We start from the raw sequence: 20,061 nt of genomic DNA on the forward strand, positions 1-20,061 counted from the left end.
CTCATCAGATATTGGTTGCAAACAAGTAAGCACCAACAACGGTAATACCGACGTAAACAAAGAACATAATTTTTTGTTTAGTAGTGCTCATGGTTACGCGTTCAGGAACTGGTTTGTTGGTATCCAGTTTGGTATAGAACGGCATACCCAGGAAGAATGCAAAGTAGACGAAAGACAGGATACGTGCAACCAAAGTACGAGTATCAGTTGCTACCATTGCACCCAAAATACCCAAACCGATGAAGGCAATGATGAACAGAACCAACGCAGTTTTGAAGATTGGGCCACGATAGCGGACAGATTTAACTTCGCCTTTATCCAACCAAGGCAACAAGGCAATCAGGACAACTGCTGCACCCATACCGATTACGCCCCATACCTGAGTACCGGCAAAGGAAGGAATCGCACGCAGAATTGCGTAGAATGGAGTGAAGTACCATACCGGCGCAATGTGCGGAGGTGTTTTCAGTGCATTCGCTGCATCAAAGTTCGGCGCTTCGAGGAAGTAGCCGCCGCCCTCAGGCGCAAAGAACAATACAGAACAGAAGACAATCAGGAATACAACGACACCCAAGATGTCTTTAACGGTGTAGTAAGGATGGAATGGGATACCATCGCGTGGAATACCGTTTTCGTCTTTGTTTTTCTTGATTTCAACGCCATCAGGGTTGTTAGAACCCACTTCATGCAGGGCGATGATGTGAGCCACAACCAAGCCGAGCAATACCAAAGGTACAGCGATAACGTGCAGGGCGAAGAAGCGGTTCAGAGTAACGTCGGAAACGTTGAAGTCACCGCGAATCCAAGTGGACAAATCAGGACCGATAACAGGGATGGCGGAGAACAGGTTAATAATTACCTGCGCACCCCAGAAGGACATTTGACCCCAAGGCAACAGGTAACCCATAAAGGCTTCTGCCATCAATGCCAAGAAAATCAGGGACCCGAAAATCCACACCAATTCGCGGGGTTTTTTGTACGAACCGTAAATCAGGCCGCGGAACATGTGCAGATAAACGACGATGAAGAAGAAAGATGCGCCTGTGGAGTGCATGTAGCGGATAATCCAGCCGCCGGACACGTCGCGCATGATGTACTCTACTGCGGTAAAGGCAGCAGGCAGATGGTAAGCGTTCAGGTTGCCGTCCGGTTTGTAGTTCATGGTCAGGAAAATACCGCTGACGATTTGAATCACAAGGACAAGCAGGGCCAAAGAGCCGAAGTAATACCAGAAATTGAAGTTCTTCGGCGCATAGTATTGAGCCAAATGCTCATTCCACATTTTAGACAGAGGGAAGCGAGCGTCCATCCAGCCTAACAATGCTTTTGCTTTGCTATTGGTTTGGTTTGCCATAATTATCGTTCCTTATTTTTAGTCTTCGCCCACCAAAACAGTTGTATCGCTCAGATATTTGTAAGGCGGTACAACCAAGTTGGTCGGTGCAGGAACACCTTTGTATACGCGGCCTGCCATGTCGAATTTCGAACCGTGGCACGGGCAGAAGAAGCCGCCTTTCCAGTCTGCGCCCAAATCCGCAGGGGCAACGTCGGGACGGTAAGTCGGAGAGCAACCCAGGTGGGTACAGATACCGATAGCGACGAGGAGGTTCGGCTTGATCGAACGGTGCTCGTTTTTAGCATATTCCGGTTGCTGATCCACTTCGGAATTAGGATCCGTAACTGAGCCATCCAAACTTTTCAAGTCTTTGAGCTGTTGATCTGTGCGGTTGACCAGCCAAATCGGTTTACCCTGCCATTCGGCAGTCAGCTTTTGGCCTGCTTCGATTTTGCTGACATCTACTTCGACAGCAGCACCGGCAGCCTTAGCTTTCTCCGATGGGAAGAAGCTGGCCACGAAAGGCGTAGCTACGCCCAGAGCCGCCACACCGCCTGCACCGCATGTAGCCAGTGTCAGGAAACGGCGGCGGCCGTTGTTGATTTCTTGATTATCCATTATTCAGTCGTCCTAAAATTTTGGGAATACCGAGCCATTAAACAGCGTAATTCTACCTAGTTTGTTGTAATACTCAAAGCATTATTTAAAATAAGGTAAAGTTTTATGATATTGCTCAATACTCAAGCAGGATTGTTTTCATCAAAGTGAACCACTTCGATACCGAATTTTTCTGCCACGGCATCGCCTAAGGCGCGGACGCCGTAACGTTCTGTCGCATGGTGTCCGGCGCTGATAAACGCCACACCCGTTTCATTGGCAAGATGATATTGCGCTTCGGAAATTTCACCGGTCAGATACGCATCGACACCTTCGTCTGCGGCCGTCTGAAAAAATCCCTGCGCACCGCCGCTACACCAGGCAATGCGTTTGATTTCGCGTTCAAGATCGCCGATAACGGTCGGCTTGCGGTCAAATACCGCCTCGATGCGTTCAGACAATTGCGCCAGCGTTTGCGTGGTTTTCAGACGGCCTGTATTCAACAGGTTTTGCTCGCCGAATTGTTTTTCGAGCACCCAATCGAGTTTCTCGGCCAACTGCGCGTTATTGCCTAGTTGAGGGTGTGCGTCCAGCGGCAGGTGGTAGCCCGCCATATTGATTTGGTGTTGCAGCAAGGTTTCAATGCGTGCTTTTTTCCAACCGGTAATCGTGACAGGCTCGCTTTTCCAAAACATACCGTGGTGAACCAAAAGCAGATCCGCCCCCTGCTCTACGGCAAAATCGATTGCTGCTTTGCTGGCGGTAACCGAAGTGGCGATTTTGGCAATTTCTTCTTTGCCTTCGACCTGCAAGCCGTTGGGCGCATAGTCCTTAAACAGCCCGACCTGCAATGTCTCATCGCACCAAGCCAGAATTTCGCGGCGTAAAGCCATATTCCGCTCCTTATATCTATCTTCAAAAACAGCTTCGCATTCTAACCGCAAAATCTGTTTATGCCTCAAATTCTTACATTCCGATTTCAGCAATCATTCCCAACATTAATCATTTGCACATCATCATGAATTATTTTAATATACGCCACCTTACCCACAGGCCGTCTGAAAACACATGGACTCTATTATCGAATTGCGTCATCTCAAAACCTTGCTGGCTTTAGAAGAAACCGGCAGCGTTTCCCTTGCCGCCAAACGGGTTTTCCTGACCCAATCCGCCCTGTCGCACCAAATCCGCGCCTTGGAAAATTATTACGAAACGCCGTTGTTTGAACGCAAATCCACTCCTTTGCGCTTCACTCCGGCCGGTATGCGCCTGTTGCAACTGGCGCGCGAACTGTTGCCGCAGGTTGCCGCCGCCGAACGTGATTTAGTGCGGATTATCGAAGGCGAAGCCGGCGAACTCAGACTTGCCGTCGAATGCCACACCTGCTTTGATTGGCTGATGCCTGCCATGGGAGAGTTCCGCCCCTTATGGCCGCAAGTTGAATTGGACATCGTTTCCGGTTTCCAAGCCGATCCGGTCGGGCTGCTGCTGCAACACCGCGCCGATCTTGCCATCGTTTCCGAAGCCGAGCCGCTCAACGGCATCAGCTACCGCCCTCTGTTTGCCTATGAAATGGTCGGCATCTGCGCAGAAGACCACCCGCTTGCCGACAAAGACGTTTGGGAAGCCGAAGATTTCATCGACGAAACCCTGATTACTTATCCCGTCCCCGACGAAATGCTGGATTTGCCCAAAAAAGTACTGCTGCCCAAAGGCATTAATCCGCCGCGCCGCCACAGCGAGCTGACCATTGCCATTATTCAGCTGGTTGCCAGCAAACGCGGCATCGCCGCCCTGCCCTACTGGACGGTCATGCCGTATTTGGAAAAAGGCTACGTCGTTCATCGAAAAATCACTTCAGACGGCCTGCAAAGCAAACTTTATGCCGCCATTCGTACGGAAGACGCCAACAAAGGCTATCTGGACAACTTCTGCCAAATCACGCATGACCGCTGTTTTGCCGACTTGCCGGGTTTGAGCGAATTGGAAATGTAAACTTGAAACAATCAAAAGGCCGTCTAAACAATTTTCAGACGGCCTTTTCAATACACAAAAATTTCACTGCTTCTCTTCAGATTCATCCGAACCCAAACATGCCGACAAATCGATTTCAGACGGCCATGTTTTATCGGGAGCAACCCGAATATCGAAATGCTCGCCACGATAGTCGAAAACCAAACGCCAAGCGTGCAGAAACAGATGTTCCGCCTCATCGCCGCCATACAGCGTATCGCCCAAAATCGGACTGCCTATGCTTTTCATGGCCACGCGCAGCTGATGGGTTTTGCCGGTAAACGGTTGCAACACAAACAGGCGCAAACCGGGCTTCAGGCTTTGGCTGCTGAAACGGGTAACGGCAAAATTATCCTCGTCACGCGTCAGCTTCCATGTACCGCGCCGCGAACGCGCCATACCGCCTTTCACCCAGCCCTGCTTCTTCGCCGGCTTGTGCGTACCGAGTGCCAAATAAGTTTTACGCATGGTTTTCTCGGCAAACTGCGTCGATAAAGCCGCCGCGCTGTCGCGGTTGAGCGCAAGCAGTAACAGGCCGCTGGTGGCTTTGTCCAAACGGTGAACCAGCCACACGCGTTCAACGCCGAGCTTCTGCGCCAGCGATGCGGTCAGGCAAACCTCCCCTTCCGATTCGCTGTGCACCGATACCCCGCAAGGCTTATTAATGACCACAAAGTCTTTGTGTTCAAAAACAATGTCCCACATTTCAGACGGCCTTCAACACGATACCATCGCCCAGCAGGGTCAAAATACCCAGCAGACAGAACAAGATACATGCGGCAATACGCACTGCTTTGGCCGGAATTTTGCGCATCAGCATTTCGCCCAAATACACGGCAGGCACGGAAGCAATCATCAAACCGGCGATACTGCCGACCACGACGAGCAGGATAGATTGGTATTTTGCCGCCAAAAGAACCGTCGCAATCTGCGTTTTATCGCCAATTTCCGCCAAGAAAAACAGGACGACCGTCGCCGTAAATGCGCCGTATTTCAGCCACTTGCTGTCAGGGTCTTCATCTTTATCCGGCAACAGCAGCCATAATCCGACCGCAATAAAGCTGCCGCCGACCACCCATTTCATGACTTCGGGCGAAATAGCGGATGCCAGCCAGACACCGAGTGCGGCTGAAACAAGATGGTTCAACAGGGTTGCAATAAAGATACCGGCAACAATCGCGTTCTTGTGGGCAAAACGTGCTGCCAAAAAGAGCGCCAGCAATTGCGTTTTATCGCCGATTTCGGCAATGGCAACGCCCAGCGTCGAGGAGAAAAAAGCTTCCATGATTTAAGATACTCAACCGAAAAGCGGGCAAACAAAAAGCGCTGTGCATACCGCCCGCAAGGGTATGGACAACGCTTACGTCTTGCCTGTCTTCCGATAAAGCAGAGAAGATACCGCTGCCACGGCCGCACAAGCCGATTATGTTGACAACGGTTTCGGCATTGCGCCGAATGGCTACTCCCGTAAGAGTGAAGCGCGAATTGTAAGGCAAACCATGGCTTGAAGCAACAAAAAGAAAACAAAAGGCCGTCTGAAACCTCATTCAAGCAGGTTTCAGACGGCCTTTTTCACAGCGATTAATTATCGGAGAACAAATCACCTACTTTCTCGCCTACTTTTTCCCAAAACGATTTCTTGCGCGGGGTTTGGCTGAGATTAAGACCGGAGGAGATTTTTTCAAATTCTTCCAACAACTCTTTCTGACGGTCGGTCAGGTTAACCGGTGTTTCAACCAAAATGTGGCAGTACAAATCGCCGGTCGAGCTGGAACGCAGGGACTTGATGCCTTTGCCTTTCACGCGCATACGGCGGCCGGTTTGCGTTTCTTTCGGAATGTGCAGTTTGACTTTGCCGTCCAAAGTCGGCACTTCGACTTCACCGCCCAATGCGGCAATGGCAAAGCTGATCGGCAACTCGCAATGCAAGTCCAAGCCATTGCGCTCGAAGATTTTGTGCTGTCTTACGCGGACATTGACGTACAAATCGCCTGCCGGCGCGCCGTGTTGACCCGGCTCGCCCTCGCCGCTCAAGCGGATGCGTTGACCGTCGTCGATACCGGCCGGAATGTTGACTTCAACCGTTTTGCTGGTTTTGGTGCGGCCTTCGCCACGGCATTTGACGCAAGGATCTTTGATTTCTTTGCCTGTACCGTGACAAGTCGGACAAGTCTGCTGCATTTGGAAAATGGCTTGGCGGACATGTACCGTGCCTGAGCCGTGACAGGTCGAACAAGTCGATGCGGATGTACCCGGTTTGGCACCTGAGCCGTGGCAGACATCACATTCTTCGTAAGTCGGAATATTGATGCGTTTTTTCACGCCTTTGGCGGCTTCTTCAAGCGAAATTTCTATGCCGACCTGCAAGTCCGCGCCGCTGTAATCCGGCTGGCGGCCGCCGGCACCGCCGCCGAACATTTGGCTGAAAATATCGGAAAAATCGAAGCCTTGCGCACCACCGAATCCGCCTTGGCCGCCGAAACCGCCAAAGCCACCGAATCCGCCCGCACCTGCACCCTGTTCAAACGCGGCATGGCCGTATTGGTCGTACATGGTACGTTTTTCCTTGTCAGACAAGGTGTCGTAAGCTTTTTGGACTTCTTTAAATTTTTCTTCCGCTTCTTTGTTGTCAGGATTGCGGTCGGGATGGTATTTCATTGCCAGCTTGCGGTAGGCTTTTTTGATTTCATCGTCGCTAGCGCTGCGGGCAACACCAAGGGTTTCGTAAAAATCTTTATTGCTCATAATTTTGATAGTGTTAAGAATGAATTCAAACTGGGTGGGATATGTGGGCGAGTATCAAAAACTCAAGTCAGTATTTTCAAGGCCGTCTGAAATTGTGCTTTTCCGACATCCAAACATTCAGACGGCCTTTGTCAAACCGACAGGCCCGACAACCTGCTATAATCCCATCTTTATTTTTTCCAACGTTTTCAAGCGAAAAACAGAATGACCATGCAAGAACATTACCAACCCGCCGCCATCGAGCCTGCGGCGCAGAAAAAATGGGACGACGAGCGTATTTTCAACGTCTCCGAAGACGCCTCCAAACCCAAATACTACTGCCTCTCCATGTTCCCCTACCCCAGCGGCAAGCTGCACATGGGGCATGTGCGCAACTACACCATCGGCGACGTATTGAGCCGCTTCAAACGCTTAAACGGCTTCAACGTCATGCAGCCTATGGGTTGGGACGCGTTCGGCATGCCGGCGGAAAACGCGGCGATGAAAAACAACGTCGCCCCCGCCGCTTGGACGTACGACAACATCGAATACATGAAAACCCAGCTCAAAAGCCTGGGTTTTGCGATTGACTGGGAGCGCGAAGTCGCCACCTGCAAACCCGAATACTACCGCTGGGAACAATGGCTGTTTACCAAGCTGTTTGAAAAAGGTATCGTCTATCGCAAAAACGGCACGGTAAACTGGGATCCGGTCGACCAAACCGTCCTTGCCAACGAGCAAGTCATCGACGGACGCGGCTGGCGTTCGGGCGCGTTGATCGAAAAACGCGAAATCCCGATGTATTACTTCAAAATCACGGATTACGCCGAAGAGCTGCTCAACGATTTGGACAAGCTGGAACACTGGCCGGAACAAGTTAAAACCATGCAGCGCAACTGGATCGGCAAATCACGCGGCATGACCGTGCGCTTCGCCGTTTCAGACGACAGCAAACAAGGCTTGGAAGGCGATTACGCGAAATTCCTGCAAGTTTATACCACCCGCCCCGACACGCTGATGGGCGCGACTTATGTTGCCGTTGCCGCCGAGCATCCGCTGGCAACCGCCGCAGCCGCCGACAAACCCGAATTGCAGGCATTTATCGCCGAATGCAAAGCCGGCTCCGTTGCCGAAGCCGACATGGCGACGATGGAGAAAAAAGGCGTGCCGACCGGCCGCTACGTCGTCAACCCGCTCAACGGCGACAAGCTGGAAGTGTGGATTGCCAACTATGTATTGTGGGGCTACGGCGACGGCGCAGTGATGGCGGTTCCGGCGCACGACGAACGCGATTTCGAGTTCGCGTGCAAATATGGTTTGCCAATTAAATGGGTTGTCAGCAATAAAGTGATTGATGACGCGGTAGCACGATTACAAAAAATTGCGGCTAAAAATAACTTACCGTTTGATATTGAATATATTTTTGATTATTCAAAGAATCCAACGCAACGTTTTGTAGATAGAGTAGTAGAACAAGTCAATAAGGCAGGCCTTGACGATGAACCGTATTTGAGTGAAATCTTCGGGGCATTGGAAACCATCAGATTAAATTGGAATATGCAGTTCCAAAACAATGAAGATAACTTCCTAGTAAACAGCAACGAATTCAACGGCATGAATTTTCAGACGGCCTTCGACGCCATCGCCGCCAAGCTGCAAAGCCAAAACGCAGGCGAACCGAAAACCCAATACCGCCTGCGCGACTGGGGTATTTCGCGCCAACGCTACTGGGGTTGCCCGATTCCCATCGTCCATTGCGAAAAATGCGGCGACGTCCCCGTCCCCGCCGACCAACTGCCCGTCGTTTTGCCTGAAAACGTCGTACCCGACGGCATGGGTTCGCCGCTGGCAAAAATGCCCGAGTTTTACGAAACCACCTGCCCATGCTGCGGCGGCGCGGCGAAACGCGAAACCGACACCATGGACACCTTCATGGAATCGAGCTGGTATTTCTTCCGCTACATGTCGCCCAAGTTCGCAGAAGGCATGGTATCGGCAGAAGCCGCGAAATACTGGGGCTCGGTCGACCAATACATCGGCGGTATCGAACACGCGATTTTGCACCTCTTATACGCGCGCTTCTTCACCAAACTGATGCGCGACGAAGGCTTGGTTAATGTTGACGAACCGTTTGAACGCCTGCTGACTCAAGGCATGGTCGTCTGCGAAACCTACTACCGTGAAAACGACAAAGGCGGCAAAGACTGGATCAACCCTGCCGATGTCGAGCTGACCTTTGACGACAAAGGCCGCCCCGTTTCCGCCGTCCTCAAAGCCGACGGCCTGCCCGTCGTCATCAGCGGCACGGAAAAAATGTCCAAGTCCAAAAACAACGGCGTCGATCCGCAAGAATTGATTAACGCCTACGGCGCGGACACCGCCCGCCTGTTTATGATGTTTGCCGCACCGCCCGAACAGTCCCTCGAATGGAGCGACAGCGGCGTCGAAGGCGCACACCGCTTCCTGCGCCGCCTGTGGCGTACCGTTTACGAATACCTGAAACAAGGCGGCGCGGTCAAAGCGTTTGCAGGCAACCAAGACGGTTTGTCTAAAGAACTAAAAGACCTGCGCCACAAACTGCACGCCACCACCGCCAAAGTCAGCGACGACTACGGCCGCCGCCAGCAGTTCAACACCGCCATCGCCGCCGTGATGGAATTGCTCAACCAATACGACAAAACCGACACCGGCAGCGAACAAGGCCGCACCGTCGCCCAAGAAGTATTGGAAGCCGTCGTACGCCTGCTGTGGCCCATCGTGCCGCACATCTGCGAAACCCTGTGGAGCGAATTGAACGGCGCGAAACTGTGGGAAGCAGGCTGGCCGACAGTCGATGAAGCCGCTTTGGTCAAATCCGAAATCGAAGTGATGGTTCAAGTCAACGGCAAACTGCGCGGCAAAATCACCGTCGCCGCCGACGCCTCCAAAGCCGACCTCGAAGCCGCCGCCCTTGCCAACGAAGGCGCGGTGAAATTCATGGAAGGCAAGCCAGCCAAGAAAATCATCGTCGTTCCCGGACGTTTGGTAAATATCGTCGTCTAAACCGCTTTTAAGGTTTAGCCATACGGATAAAGGCCGTCTGAAACCCTATATTCAGGTTTCAGACGGTCTTTTTATCTACCCGATTTTATTCGCCGTAATAGGCTTTGGTCAGGATTTCTTCCATATCGGCGACCAATGCCAGACGCGGGTTGGCCGGGGTGCATTGGTCTTCAAAAGACATCATGGCCAGCTCTTTTCTGCCGTCGAGGAAGGTTTTCTCATCGATGCCCTGCTCTTTAAACGACATTTTGATGCCGACGTTGACCGCCAGTTCGTGGCAGGCGCGGGCGAAGGATTCGACGCCTTCTGCCGGTGTGCTGCATGGCAGGCCTAAAGTACGGGCGATTTCCTGATATTTCAGGTCGGCTTTGTAGTAGTTGTACTTCGGCCAAGTGGCGGTTTTCTGCGGACGCGTGCCGTTGTAGCGGATGACGTGAGGCAGCAGGATGGCGTTGGCACGGCCGTGCGGAACGTGATATTTGCCGCCGATTTTGTGTGCCATCGAGTGGTTGATGCCCAAGAACGCATTGGCAAACGCCATGCCTGCGATGGTGGAGGCGTTGTGCATATGCTCGCGCGCTTCCGGATCGGCCGCACCATGTTTGTAGGAGCGTTCGAGGTATTGGAACACGAGCTTGATGGCTTGCAGGGCGAGGCCGTCTGTAAAGTCGTTGGCCAGTACGGAAACGTATGCTTCGACGGCGTGGGTCAGTACGTCCAAACCGGTATCGGCGGTTACGCTTGCCGGTACGGTCATGGTAAACGCAGGATCGACAATCGAAATGGTCGGGGTCAGCGAGTAGTCGGCAATCGGATATTTTTTGTCGCCGTCGCTGATGACGGTAAACGGAGTCACTTCGGAGCCGGTACCCGATGTAGTAGGAATGCCGATGAATTTGGCTTTGCGGCCCAATTCGGGGAAGCGGAAGGCGCGTTTGCGGATGTCCATGAATTTTTGCACCAAGTCTTCAAAATCGACTTGCGGCTGTTCGTAGAAGAGCCACATGGCTTTGGCCGCGTCCATCGGCGAGCCGCCGCCCAGCGCAATGATGGTGTCGGGCTGGAAGCTGCGCATCAAATCCGTGCCTTTATAGACGGTTTGGACGCTCGGATCGGCTTCGACATCGGTAAACAGCTGGATGGTCACTTTGTTTTTGCGTTGGTGGAGCTGGTAGGTGATTTTATCGACAAAGCCCAGATCAACCATCGAACGGTCGGTCACAATCATGACTTTTTCGCAGTCTTTCATGTCTTGCAGATATTGGATGGAATCGCGTTCAAAATAGATTTTGGCGGGCACTTTGAACCATTGCATGTTGTTTCTCCGACGGCCTACTTTTTTGATGTTTAACAGATTGACTGCGCTGACGTTGCCGCCGACGGCGTTTTTACCGTAAGAGCCGCAACCGAGGGTCAGAGAAGGCAGGAAGGCGTTGTACACGTCGCCGATGCCGCCGAAGGTGGAAGGCGAATTCCAAATCACGCGCAGCGCTTTGACGCGGGAGCCAAACGTTTTGACCAATTCTTCGTCGGCAGTATGGATGGCGGCGGAGTGTCCCAAGCCGTCAAAGGCGACCATTTCTTCGGCGAACTTCAAGCCTTGTTCGGTCGAATCCGCCTTAATCATGGCCAAAACGGGCGAAAGTTTTTCGCGGGTCAGCGGCTCGTTGGGGCCGACTTCGCGGCATTCGGCGATGATGATGTTGGTTTTTTCAGGTACTTTAAACCCGGCCTGTTCGGCAATCCATGCCGCCGGTTTGCCCACGACGGCAGAATTGAGTTTCGCGCCGCCGCAGCTGGCGCAATTCGCCGTTACGCCGAAGATAAACTCTTCGAGCATGGCTTTTTCTTTTTTGTTGGCAAAGTACACGCCGTAGGATTTGAATTCTTCGGCCAACTCTTTGTAAATCTCTTTATCGGCAATCACCGCCTGCTCGCTGGCGCACACCATGCCGTTATCGAAAGATTTCGACATCACAATATCGTGCGCCACCTGTTTGATGTCCGCCGTTTTTTCAACATAAGCAGGTACGTTGCCCGCCCCGACGCCGAGCGCAGGTTTGCCGCAAGAATACGCGGCTTCCACCATCGCATTGCCGCCGGTCGCCAAAATCGTTGCCACGCCCGGATGCTTCATCAGCGCGGAAGTGCCTTCCATAGACGGCTTTTCAATCCACTGGATACAGTTTTCCGGCGCACCGGCCGCAATCGCCGCATCGCGCACGATACGCGCGGCATGGGCGGAACACTGCTGGGCGGACGGGTGGAACGAGAAAATAATCGGATTGCGGGTTTTCAGCGCAATGAGGGATTTGAAAATGGTGGTGGAAGTCGGATTGGTCGTCGGCACGATACCGCAAACCACGCCGACCGGATCGGCAATTTCCGTAATGCCGGTTACATCGTTTTCGCTGATGACGCCCACGGTTTTCAAATCGCGCAGGCGGCGCACGACGTTTTCGCAGGCAAACAGGTTTTTCGTCGCCTTATCCTCAAACACGCCGCGCCCTGTTTCTTCCACCGCGTGCATGGCGAGCACACCATGTTTGTCCAGCGCGGCGATAGAGGCTTTGGCAACAATAAAATCAATCTGCTCCTGATCCAGCTTAAGAAACTCATCCAACGCCCGTAAACCCTTTTCAACCAGGCTGTTTACCTCGGCTACGGCTGGGCTGACGACGTTGTCGGCTGATGCGTTCATGGTGTATCTCCTTAATAAAAGGTGGCAATAAGGTCAATAAATTTTCACTACGACAACTATAAGTAATTTAGTTACATTTTGCTTTGACCTACATCACAAACCATGATTGAACTTTTCAGACGGCCATTTTATCGTTTATTCATTTTAATTCTTTGACGTATAATATTTTTATCTACACAAAAACAAAGACGGTTATTTTTCGTCGCTTTCCTCGATAATTAAGATAAAAACAGAAAATTGATGTATTAAAATTACAAACGTAAATGAAAAAGGCCGTCTGAAAATATTTTTCAGACGGCCTTTATTTATATATGCCTTTTATTGGCTGATGTCTTCCAGCGTACGGCCTTTGGTTTCTTCACCCAATACCAAGATTACCGCCACAATCAGCAGCATAACCAGCGCAAACATCATAAAGATATTGCCGAAGCCGCCGCTGTTGCCAACCATCGCCGCCACCACCATGGGCGCGAGTATGCCGCCGACGCGGCCGATGGCGCCTGCCCAGCCGGATGCGAAGGCACGGAAGCGCAAGGGGTAGAGTTCGGGGGTGTAGGTGTACAAAACGCCCCATGCGCCCAAGTTGAAGAAGGACATCAGGCTACCCCAGACCATGACTTCGGCCGCAGTGGTGCTTTGTCCGAAAAACCATGCGCACGCGGCGCACGCGGCCAGGAAGCCTGCCAGCGTTGCTTTGCGGCCGATTCTTTCCACCAAGGCCGCGGCGGCTATATAGCCGGGCAGTTGCGCAACAATCATTACCAACACATATTCAAAGGTTTTGACCACGGTATTGCCCTGCTCGACCAGCAATTTGGGCAACCAAGTGAAAATGCCGTAATACGAAAACACGATGCCGAACCAAACCAGCCACAACATCAGCGTGCGCCGTGCAAACGGATGTTGCCAAAGTTGGAAGAAGCGGATGCGTTCGCGCGGGGCGGCCGGTGCGGCAACGGCTTCTGTCGGCGGCGTGATGCCCGATTGAATTTCCAGCGCGGATACCAAATGATGCGCTTCGTTAGTTTTGCCGCGGGAAAGCAGATAAGGCACGGATTCGGGAACGAATTTCAACACCAACGGCACATAAAACAGGGGCAAGGCGCCGAATAAAAACGCGCTGTGCCAGCCAGTTTGCGGAATAAAGAAATAAGACACCAGCGCGGCCGAGAGCCAGCCCAAGCCCCAAAAGCTTTCCAGCAACACAATAAAACGGCCGCGTACTTTCGGCGGCGCATATTCGCTGACCAGCGACACGGCGACGGGCAGTTGGCCGCCCAAGCCGACGCCGACAAAAAAGCGGCACACCAGCAAAACCGTCAAATCAGGCGCGAGCGCGCACAAACCTGTGGCAATGCTGTACACCACCATCGTGCCGGCAAAAACGGTTTTCCGTCCGAACCTGTCCGCCAGCCAGCCGCTGAATACCGCACCCAAAGCCATGCCGACAAAGGCAATGCTGACAATCCAACCCAACTGCGCCGGAGCCAACGCCCAATCTTTGCCCAAAGCCGGCAATACAAACGACACCAAGCCTGTATCCATGGCATCAAACAGCCAACCTATGCCGACCAAAACCAGAAGTTTGTAATGAAAGCGGGAGGGCGGCAGATTGTGCAGCCGCGTCAGAATATCCATCACTTCTTTCCTTTGTTTGTGTATGATTGAATTGGGTTTTAGCAATAAATGCTTTAATTTCAGTGACAAACCTGAAACCGAAACATTGTGTCGATTTTAACATTGGTACCCTATGCAAAGAATAGGAAGCGCGTGTTTTTTGGATATTTTTATCGCCAGAACGCACGCCCTACTAAAACGCTGAATAAGGGTTCACAGCAGGCCGTCTGAAAGTTGATGGTTTGGTTTTCAGACGGCCTGCCGTTTTTTGCAAAGGCTTCCTGCTTGGGTTATGATGTTTATTTGTAATATGTAAACAGACGATTGCCTGTTTTTACATAACGGGCCGTCTGAACAACGGAGAATGATATGAATGCGGTTGTAATTGCGGTCATCATCATGCTGGCGCTGTCTTTATCGCGCGTGCATGTGGTGCTCAGCTTGGCTGTCGGCGCGTTTGTCGGCGGCTTGGTGGCCGGTATGCCTTTGGAGAATGTAACCAACGCGGCCGGCGATGTGGTGCAGCAAGGGATTATTCCTGTTTTTAACGAAGGCCTGAAAGGCGGGGCGCAAATCGCGCTGTCTTATGCCATGCTCGGCGCGTTTGCCATGGCCATCACGCATTCCGGCCTGCCGCAACAGCTCGCCGGCGTGATTATCCGCAAGCTCAACGGCGGCGAAGGCAATGCGAAAGGCGAAGGCGCGGTCAAATGGATGCTGCTGGCGATTATTTTGTGCATGGGCGTGATGAGCCAAAACGTTGTGCCGATTCATATCGCGTTTATCCCAATGATTATTCCGCCGCTGCTGTTGGTGTTCAACCGTTTGAAACTCGACCGCCGCCTGGTGGCCTGCGTGATTACGTTTGGCTTGGTAACGACTTATATGTTCCTGCCTTACGGTTTCGGCGCCATCTTCTTGAACGACATCATGTTGGGCAATATCCGCTCGGCAGGCATGGACACCGGCGGTATCAATGTGATGCACGCAATGGCGATTCCGGCTTTGGGCATGGTGTCCGGCTTGCTGCTGGCCTTCTTGCACTACCGCAAGCCGCGCATTTATCAAAACAACGCCGCCGATACGGAAGACAACCGTGAAGCGGTGCAGCAGCAAGAGCCGTCAACCTATCGCAGCTTGGTAGCGGCCGTAGCGATTGCCGTGTGTTTTGCCATTCAGCTTTTGTATGATGGTTCGCTGGTATTGGGCGCGATGTTGGGCTTTGCCGTGTTTATGATGTTGGGCGTGATGAACCGCTCCGCCGCCAGTGATGTGTTCGGCGAAGGCATCAAAATGATGGCGATGGTCGGCTTTATTATGATTGCGGCACAAGGTTTCGCCGCCGTCATGAACGCGACCGGCGACATCCAGCCTTTGGTCGAACGCAGCATGGCTTTGTTCGGAAGCAATAAAGGCATGGCCGCCTTTACCATGCTGTTTGTCGGCCTGCTGGTAACCATGGGCATCGGCTCGTCTTTCTCCACCTTGCCGATTATTACCGCAATTTATGTGCCTTTGTGCATCAGCTTGGGCTTCTCCCCAATGGCTACCGTGGCCATCGTCGGCACGGCAGGCGCGCTGGGCGATGCGGGCTCCCCCGCTTCCGACTCAACGCTCGGCCCGACCATGGGTTTGAACGCCGACGGTCAACACGACCACATCCGCGATTCGGTTATCCCGACCTTTATCCACTACAATATCCCGCTGATGGTTGCCGGCTGGATTGCCGCGATGGTGCTGTAATATGAGCGATATTCAGGAATTGGAACACCGCATCACCGAGCTGGAAATTCAGACGGCCTTGCAGGAAGACTTAATCGGCAGCTTGAACGACACCATCGCCAAGATGCAGCAGGCTTTGGATTTGCAGCAAGGCCAGCTGCGGCTGCTGTACCAACGGATGCAGGACAAAGGCGCAAACGGCGAACGCGAACCGTACAACCTGCGCGACGAGATTCCGCCGCATTATTGATAACCTAAAAAAGGGCGTGTTGGATACATGCCCTTTTCTTTTATAGCAAAGGCCGTCTGAAAGTCAGTCAAGCTTTCAGACGGCCTTTTAAACAATCCAGCCTTACAAACAAGCCAATTCGTTGGCCATTTGCTGCTCGACGGTTTCACGTTGACGGATAAGTTTGTATCCGCTGCCGTCAACCAATACTTCCGCCGCACGGTTGCGCGTGTTGTAGTTGCTCGCCATGCTTGAGCCATATGCACCGGCGCTGCGGATAAGCAGTAAATCCCCTTCTTCGCAGGCGATGGTGCGGTCTTTGCCGAGGAAGTCGCCGGTTTCGCAAATCGGGCCGACGATATTGGCCGTCAGAGGCTCAATGTCTTTGGTTTCAACCGCTTCAATGTGATGATAGGCATCATAAAGCGCCGGACGCATCAAATCGTTCATCGCCGCATCGACCATCACAAAGTTTTTCTCTTCGCCATGTTTGACGAATTCGACTCGCGTCAACAACGCACCTGCATTGCCAACCAAACTACGGCCTGGCTCAAGGATCAGTTTCAGACGGCGTGTGCCGATCAGTTTTTGAACGGCTTGGGCATACGAGCCCAAATCAGGCACATTTTCGTCTTGGTAAACAATGCCGACACCGCCGCCCAAGTCCAAGTGTTCCAACACAATGCCTTCTTCTACCAGTTGGTCGACCAAGGCCAAGATACGTTCGCAGGCTTCGATAAGAGGGCTGAGGTCGGTCAGTTGCGAGCCGATGTGGCAGTCGATACCGACAATTTTCAAATGGCTTTGACTGGAAGCATGACGATAGGCCTCAAGCGCATCTGCATAGGCAATACCGAATTTGTTAGCTTTCAAACCGGTGGAGATATAAGGGTGGGTTTTGGCATCGACATCAGGATTGACGCGCAGGGAAACCGGAGCGACTTTACCCAAACGCGCGGCAACTTTCTGAATACGGTCGATTTCGGGAATGCTTTCCATGTTGAAACATTTCACGCCTGCATTCAGCGCAAATTCAATTTCTGCCTCACTCTTGCCCACACCGGAAAAAATCGTTTTCGCCGCATCGCCGCCGGCCGCCAAAACACGCGCCAACTCGCCGCCGGACACAATGTCAAACCCGCTCCCCAAAGAAGCAAAGTGTTTGATGATGCTCAGGTTGCCATTGGCTTTAACCGCGTAGCAGACAAGCGGGTTCAAAGCAGCAAACGCGGTTTGGTAGTTGTCAAACGCCTCGGTCAGCGCAGATTTGCTGTACACATAAAGCGGCGTGCCGAATTCCTCGGCAAGGTGGGAATAAGGGATGTGTTCGCAGGATAAGGTCATGTTTGTGAAGTCTTTTTTTAATCGTTGGTTTGAGTGGTCGGCTCTTTGGCCGTATCGAATTTCAAGCCGGTCTGAATCACGCCGAAGCGCGCCTTGTCGCCTTCTTTGGGCAGGTAGAGGTCGCCTTTGTAGCCGCAGGCAGAGAGCAGCAGAGCCGTTGCCGCTGCAAAAAATACGCCGTATTTCATCAGTAAAACTTTCTTCATCATTACGAATGTGGCAAGATTCGGTATCTTAAACAAAAAACACACAAAAAGCCATGATGACCGAAAGCGAATTCATCCGCATGAGCGAAGAATTGTTCGAACACATTGAAGACCAAATCGATGAAAACGGCTGGGATTTCGACTGCCAGTTTGCCGGAAACGTGCTGACCATCGAAGCCGAAGACGGCACGCAAATCATCGTCAACCGCCACACGCCCAACCAAGAATTGTGGATTGCCGCCAAAAGCGGCGGCTACCATTTCGCCGAGCAAAACGGCAAATGGCTGGCAACACGCGACGGACGGGATTTCTACGATGTTTTGAACGAAGCATTGAGCGCGGCTTCGGGCGAAGCAGTCAATATTGCTGAATTGTGATTGAATCTTTAAATTCCACCCGCTAAAAATCTATTTACCTCAAAGGATACCCAAATGCCCCTACTAGACAGTTTCAAAGTCGACCACACCCGTATGCACGCCCCTGCCGTGCGTGTGGCGAAAACCATGACCACGCCCAAAGGCGACACCATTACCGTATTTGACCTGCGTTTCTGCATTCCCAACAAAGAAATCCTGCCCGAAAAAGGCATTCACACGCTGGAGCATTTGTTCGCCGGCTTTATGCGCGACCACTTAAACGGCAACGGCGTCGAAATCATCGACATTTCCCCGATGGGATGCCGCACCGGTTTCTACATGAGCCTCATCGGTACGCCCGACGAGCAAAAAGTGGCCGACGCATGGCTCGCTTCAATGCAGGATGTTTTGACCGTTCAAGACCAAAGCAAAATCCCCGAGTTGAACGAATACCAATGCGGCACCTATCTGATGCACTCGCTTGCCGAAGCGCAGGAAATCGCCCAAAACGTGTTGGCGCGCAAAGTGGCCGTCAATAAAAACGAAGAGCTGTCATTGGACGAAAGCCTGTTGAACGTTTAATACGCGATGACAACGAAGGCCGTCTGAAACTTTAGAGAAAGAAAATTTCAGACGGCCTAAGACCTTTTATTTCGATTTTCAACCTTTCAGCCGCAGTTTTACACCGCCTAAAAATAAGTTGGCGGTTGCTGACAATGTACATAGTATAATTACACTTTGAAAAAACAACCTGATTCTATTGCCTTTATGAAACCGTTTTTCTGCAAAACCGCTATTGCCCTCAGCCTGACCTTCCCTGCCGCCGCCAACGCTGCCGAGTATGTCTGCAATGTTGAAGGCATCACCGTTTACGCATCACACCCACTCAACAATACTTGCCGCGCAGTTGACACAAACAACACCGTGGAAAGCAGCGTTGCTGCAGAACCAAACGTATTCACCGAATCCGAAACAGTAAGCGGTAAAACCGTTGCGATTCCAGGCGACACGCCGGTTTTAAAAACAGTACAGACAACGGAATTCAAAGCCACCGCCGCCGACTACATCAATACCCCCCATGCAACACCTGCCGTACAAACCCCTGTTATAGCTGTTCGAAATGAAAACGGCATCCCTGCACCTATTTCCATTCCGATGGCACAAGCACGTCTAACTTCTCAAATTGATAAAAATGTTGCTGATGGCCTTGCCATTCTCGGTGATACAACCCCATCTACAATAAAACCTGAAATTGACACTACTGACGTTCTCAACGTCATGCCTGATACCACACAACCTCAAACTGTGGCTGATCAAACTCCAAACAATATACCCGACTCCATTACCATTCCTATTACGCAAACCCACCCGACAGCATCTGCGATTCAAGCCCCCCAAACAATTATTCAGAATCCTGTTGTTTTACCGAAAACACCTGATCGCACTACGGCCAAACAAAATAACCAAACCGTAACTGCCTCAGATGAAACACTTGACAAAACACCTATCAAAGTTGAAACCAAGCGTAAAGGCAAAGTCCAAACTCCGACCCGACGTAATGCAAAAAACACCAAAACTGTAAAAACAGCCGTCACAAACACGGCTAACGAACAAACGATTAAAACCGTTGTTACGCCAACAGTAGAATCAAATGTACCAAATAAACCGGCTGCAACGGTTTCCCCGGTAGATCAAAGCAAAACCTCTGCGCAAACGCCTTTCCCTAAGGCATATAAGCCGGCTGCCGATATTCCGTTCGATCCGAGCAATGTTTACAACGATATTAAAATTCTGCCCCATATTCCGATTACCAGCGTAACCAACACAGCCGAAGCCGCCAATCCGCGCCTCAATATTACCTTGCGCAACCGTCAGAACAAATCACGCAGTTCTTCATACAGCAAATACAAAGCCCCTGTTATCCGTACTGCTCCTGTGGTTACGCCGGCTCCTAAGCCAAGCCCTAAAGAAACCCGCAAGCAGGTATTGCAGACCGAAGTACGCAATGAACAGGCTGCTATTACCCGCCTTCAAACACAGCTGAATGCGGCCAAACAAAAAGGTGATCAGATTAAAATCCAACAACTGACCCGTACCATCAACGCCCGTAAAGCGAATATCCGTGCGATTCAAGGCGAGATGTCCCGTTGATTGATTGTGATGAAAAAGGCCGT

Annotated in this window: 17 protein-coding genes; 7 read left to right on the plus strand and 10 right to left on the minus strand. The window is 51.8% G+C overall.

All coding sequences use genetic code 11. The annotated features are described in order from the left end of the window. Positions 1 to 4: 4 nt before the first annotated feature. The 3 genes from HMPREF2711_RS03715 to HMPREF2711_RS03725 form a co-directional block, all read right to left on the minus strand. Entirely contained in the window at positions 5 to 1,354 is a 1,350-nt protein-coding gene (locus HMPREF2711_RS03715) for a cytochrome b (RefSeq protein WP_003681866.1), read from the minus strand. An 18-nt stretch (positions 1,355 to 1,372) separates the two neighbouring features. Further along, positions 1,373 to 1,954, minus strand: coding sequence for a ubiquinol-cytochrome c reductase iron-sulfur subunit (gene petA, locus HMPREF2711_RS03720; protein ID WP_070615567.1), 582 nt, complete (start codon positions 1,952 to 1,954; stop codon positions 1,373 to 1,375). 122 nt (positions 1,955 to 2,076) lie between these two features. Beyond that, the gene (locus HMPREF2711_RS03725; RefSeq protein WP_003748253.1) at positions 2,077 to 2,826 is read right to left on the minus strand and encodes a Nif3-like dinuclear metal center hexameric protein; all 750 of its coding nucleotides are present in this window, start codon (positions 2,824 to 2,826) and stop codon (positions 2,077 to 2,079) included. Between the two features lie 175 nt (positions 2,827 to 3,001). Here HMPREF2711_RS03725 and HMPREF2711_RS03730 point away from each other — a divergent pair, with 175 nt between their 5' ends. Beyond that, positions 3,002 to 3,928 carry a LysR family transcriptional regulator gene (locus HMPREF2711_RS03730; protein WP_003748251.1) on the plus strand — a complete coding sequence of 309 codons (927 nt, stop codon included), beginning with the start codon at positions 3,002 to 3,004 and terminating at the stop codon, positions 3,926 to 3,928. Positions 3,929 to 3,991: 63 nt separating this feature from the next. Here the strand turns inward: HMPREF2711_RS03730 and HMPREF2711_RS03735 are convergent, their stop codons facing one another. From HMPREF2711_RS03735 to dnaJ, 3 genes are all read right to left on the minus strand, one after another. Beyond that, positions 3,992 to 4,651, minus strand: coding sequence for a TIGR01621 family pseudouridine synthase (locus tag HMPREF2711_RS03735; RefSeq protein WP_003748249.1), 660 nt, complete (start codon positions 4,649 to 4,651; stop codon positions 3,992 to 3,994). Between the two features lies 1 nt (position 4,652). Further along, positions 4,653 to 5,231: a TMEM165/GDT1 family protein gene (locus tag HMPREF2711_RS03740; protein ID WP_003748247.1), complete on the minus strand. Its 579-nt coding sequence runs from the start codon at positions 5,229 to 5,231 to the stop codon at positions 4,653 to 4,655. A gap of 296 nt (positions 5,232 to 5,527) precedes the next feature. Next, positions 5,528 to 6,691, minus strand: a complete 1,164-nt coding sequence (dnaJ, locus tag HMPREF2711_RS03745) for a molecular chaperone DnaJ (protein ID WP_003748245.1) — start codon at positions 6,689 to 6,691, stop codon at positions 5,528 to 5,530. 210 nt (positions 6,692 to 6,901) lie between these two features. Between dnaJ and leuS the strand changes: the two genes are divergently transcribed. After that, on the plus strand, positions 6,902 to 9,712 hold the full coding sequence (leuS, locus tag HMPREF2711_RS03750; RefSeq protein ID WP_003748243.1) for a leucine--tRNA ligase: 2,811 nt from the start codon (positions 6,902 to 6,904) through the stop codon (positions 9,710 to 9,712). A gap of 85 nt (positions 9,713 to 9,797) precedes the next feature. On the opposite strand, the gene adhE is transcribed toward leuS, so the two are convergent. Continuing rightward, positions 9,798 to 12,413, minus strand: coding sequence for a bifunctional acetaldehyde-CoA/alcohol dehydrogenase (gene adhE, locus HMPREF2711_RS03755; RefSeq protein WP_003748242.1), 2,616 nt, complete (start codon positions 12,411 to 12,413; stop codon positions 9,798 to 9,800). Between the two features lie 318 nt (positions 12,414 to 12,731). Continuing rightward, positions 12,732 to 14,051 (minus strand): MFS transporter, encoded by a 1,320-nt coding sequence (locus tag HMPREF2711_RS03760; RefSeq protein ID WP_003748240.1) that lies wholly within the window; start codon positions 14,049 to 14,051, stop codon positions 12,732 to 12,734. 348 nt (positions 14,052 to 14,399) lie between these two features. On the opposite strand from HMPREF2711_RS03760, the gene HMPREF2711_RS03765 reads away from it, so the two are divergent. Both HMPREF2711_RS03765 and HMPREF2711_RS03770 read left to right on the plus strand, forming a co-directional pair. Then, positions 14,400 to 15,773 carry a Na+/H+ antiporter family protein gene (locus tag HMPREF2711_RS03765; protein ID WP_003748236.1) on the plus strand — a complete coding sequence of 458 codons (1,374 nt, stop codon included), beginning with the start codon at positions 14,400 to 14,402 and terminating at the stop codon, positions 15,771 to 15,773. A 1-nt stretch (position 15,774) separates the two neighbouring features. Beyond that, complete coding sequence (locus HMPREF2711_RS03770) at positions 15,775 to 16,002, plus strand: SlyX family protein (RefSeq protein WP_003748234.1); 228 nt, start codon at positions 15,775 to 15,777, stop codon at positions 16,000 to 16,002. A 102-nt stretch (positions 16,003 to 16,104) separates the two neighbouring features. On the opposite strand, the gene lysA is transcribed toward HMPREF2711_RS03770, so the two are convergent. Further along, positions 16,105 to 17,325, minus strand: coding sequence for a diaminopimelate decarboxylase (lysA, locus tag HMPREF2711_RS03775; RefSeq protein WP_003748232.1), 1,221 nt, complete (start codon positions 17,323 to 17,325; stop codon positions 16,105 to 16,107). 17 nt (positions 17,326 to 17,342) lie between these two features. Beyond that, on the minus strand, positions 17,343 to 17,513 hold the full coding sequence (locus HMPREF2711_RS03780) for an LPS translocon maturation chaperone LptM (RefSeq protein ID WP_036472795.1): 171 nt from the start codon (positions 17,511 to 17,513) through the stop codon (positions 17,343 to 17,345). A 71-nt stretch (positions 17,514 to 17,584) separates the two neighbouring features. Here HMPREF2711_RS03780 and cyaY point away from each other — a divergent pair, with 71 nt between their 5' ends. The 3 genes from cyaY (at position 17,585) to HMPREF2711_RS03795 (ending at position 20,038) form a co-directional block, all read left to right on the plus strand. After that, a complete protein-coding gene (cyaY, locus tag HMPREF2711_RS03785; protein WP_003748229.1) occupies positions 17,585 to 17,908 on the plus strand; it encodes an iron donor protein CyaY in 324 nt (107 codons plus the stop codon). 54 nt (positions 17,909 to 17,962) lie between these two features. Continuing rightward, positions 17,963 to 18,469: an S-ribosylhomocysteine lyase gene (luxS, locus tag HMPREF2711_RS03790; protein WP_003748227.1), complete on the plus strand. Its 507-nt coding sequence runs from the start codon at positions 17,963 to 17,965 to the stop codon at positions 18,467 to 18,469. 186 nt (positions 18,470 to 18,655) lie between these two features. Then, entirely contained in the window at positions 18,656 to 20,038 is a 1,383-nt protein-coding gene (locus HMPREF2711_RS03795; protein ID WP_003748225.1) for a hypothetical protein, read from the plus strand. Positions 20,039 to 20,061 lie beyond the last annotated feature (23 nt).

The organism is Neisseria sp. HMSC070A01 (genome assembly GCF_001810165.1).
In the GTDB taxonomy this organism is placed as follows: Bacteria; Pseudomonadota; Gammaproteobacteria; order Burkholderiales; family Neisseriaceae; genus Neisseria.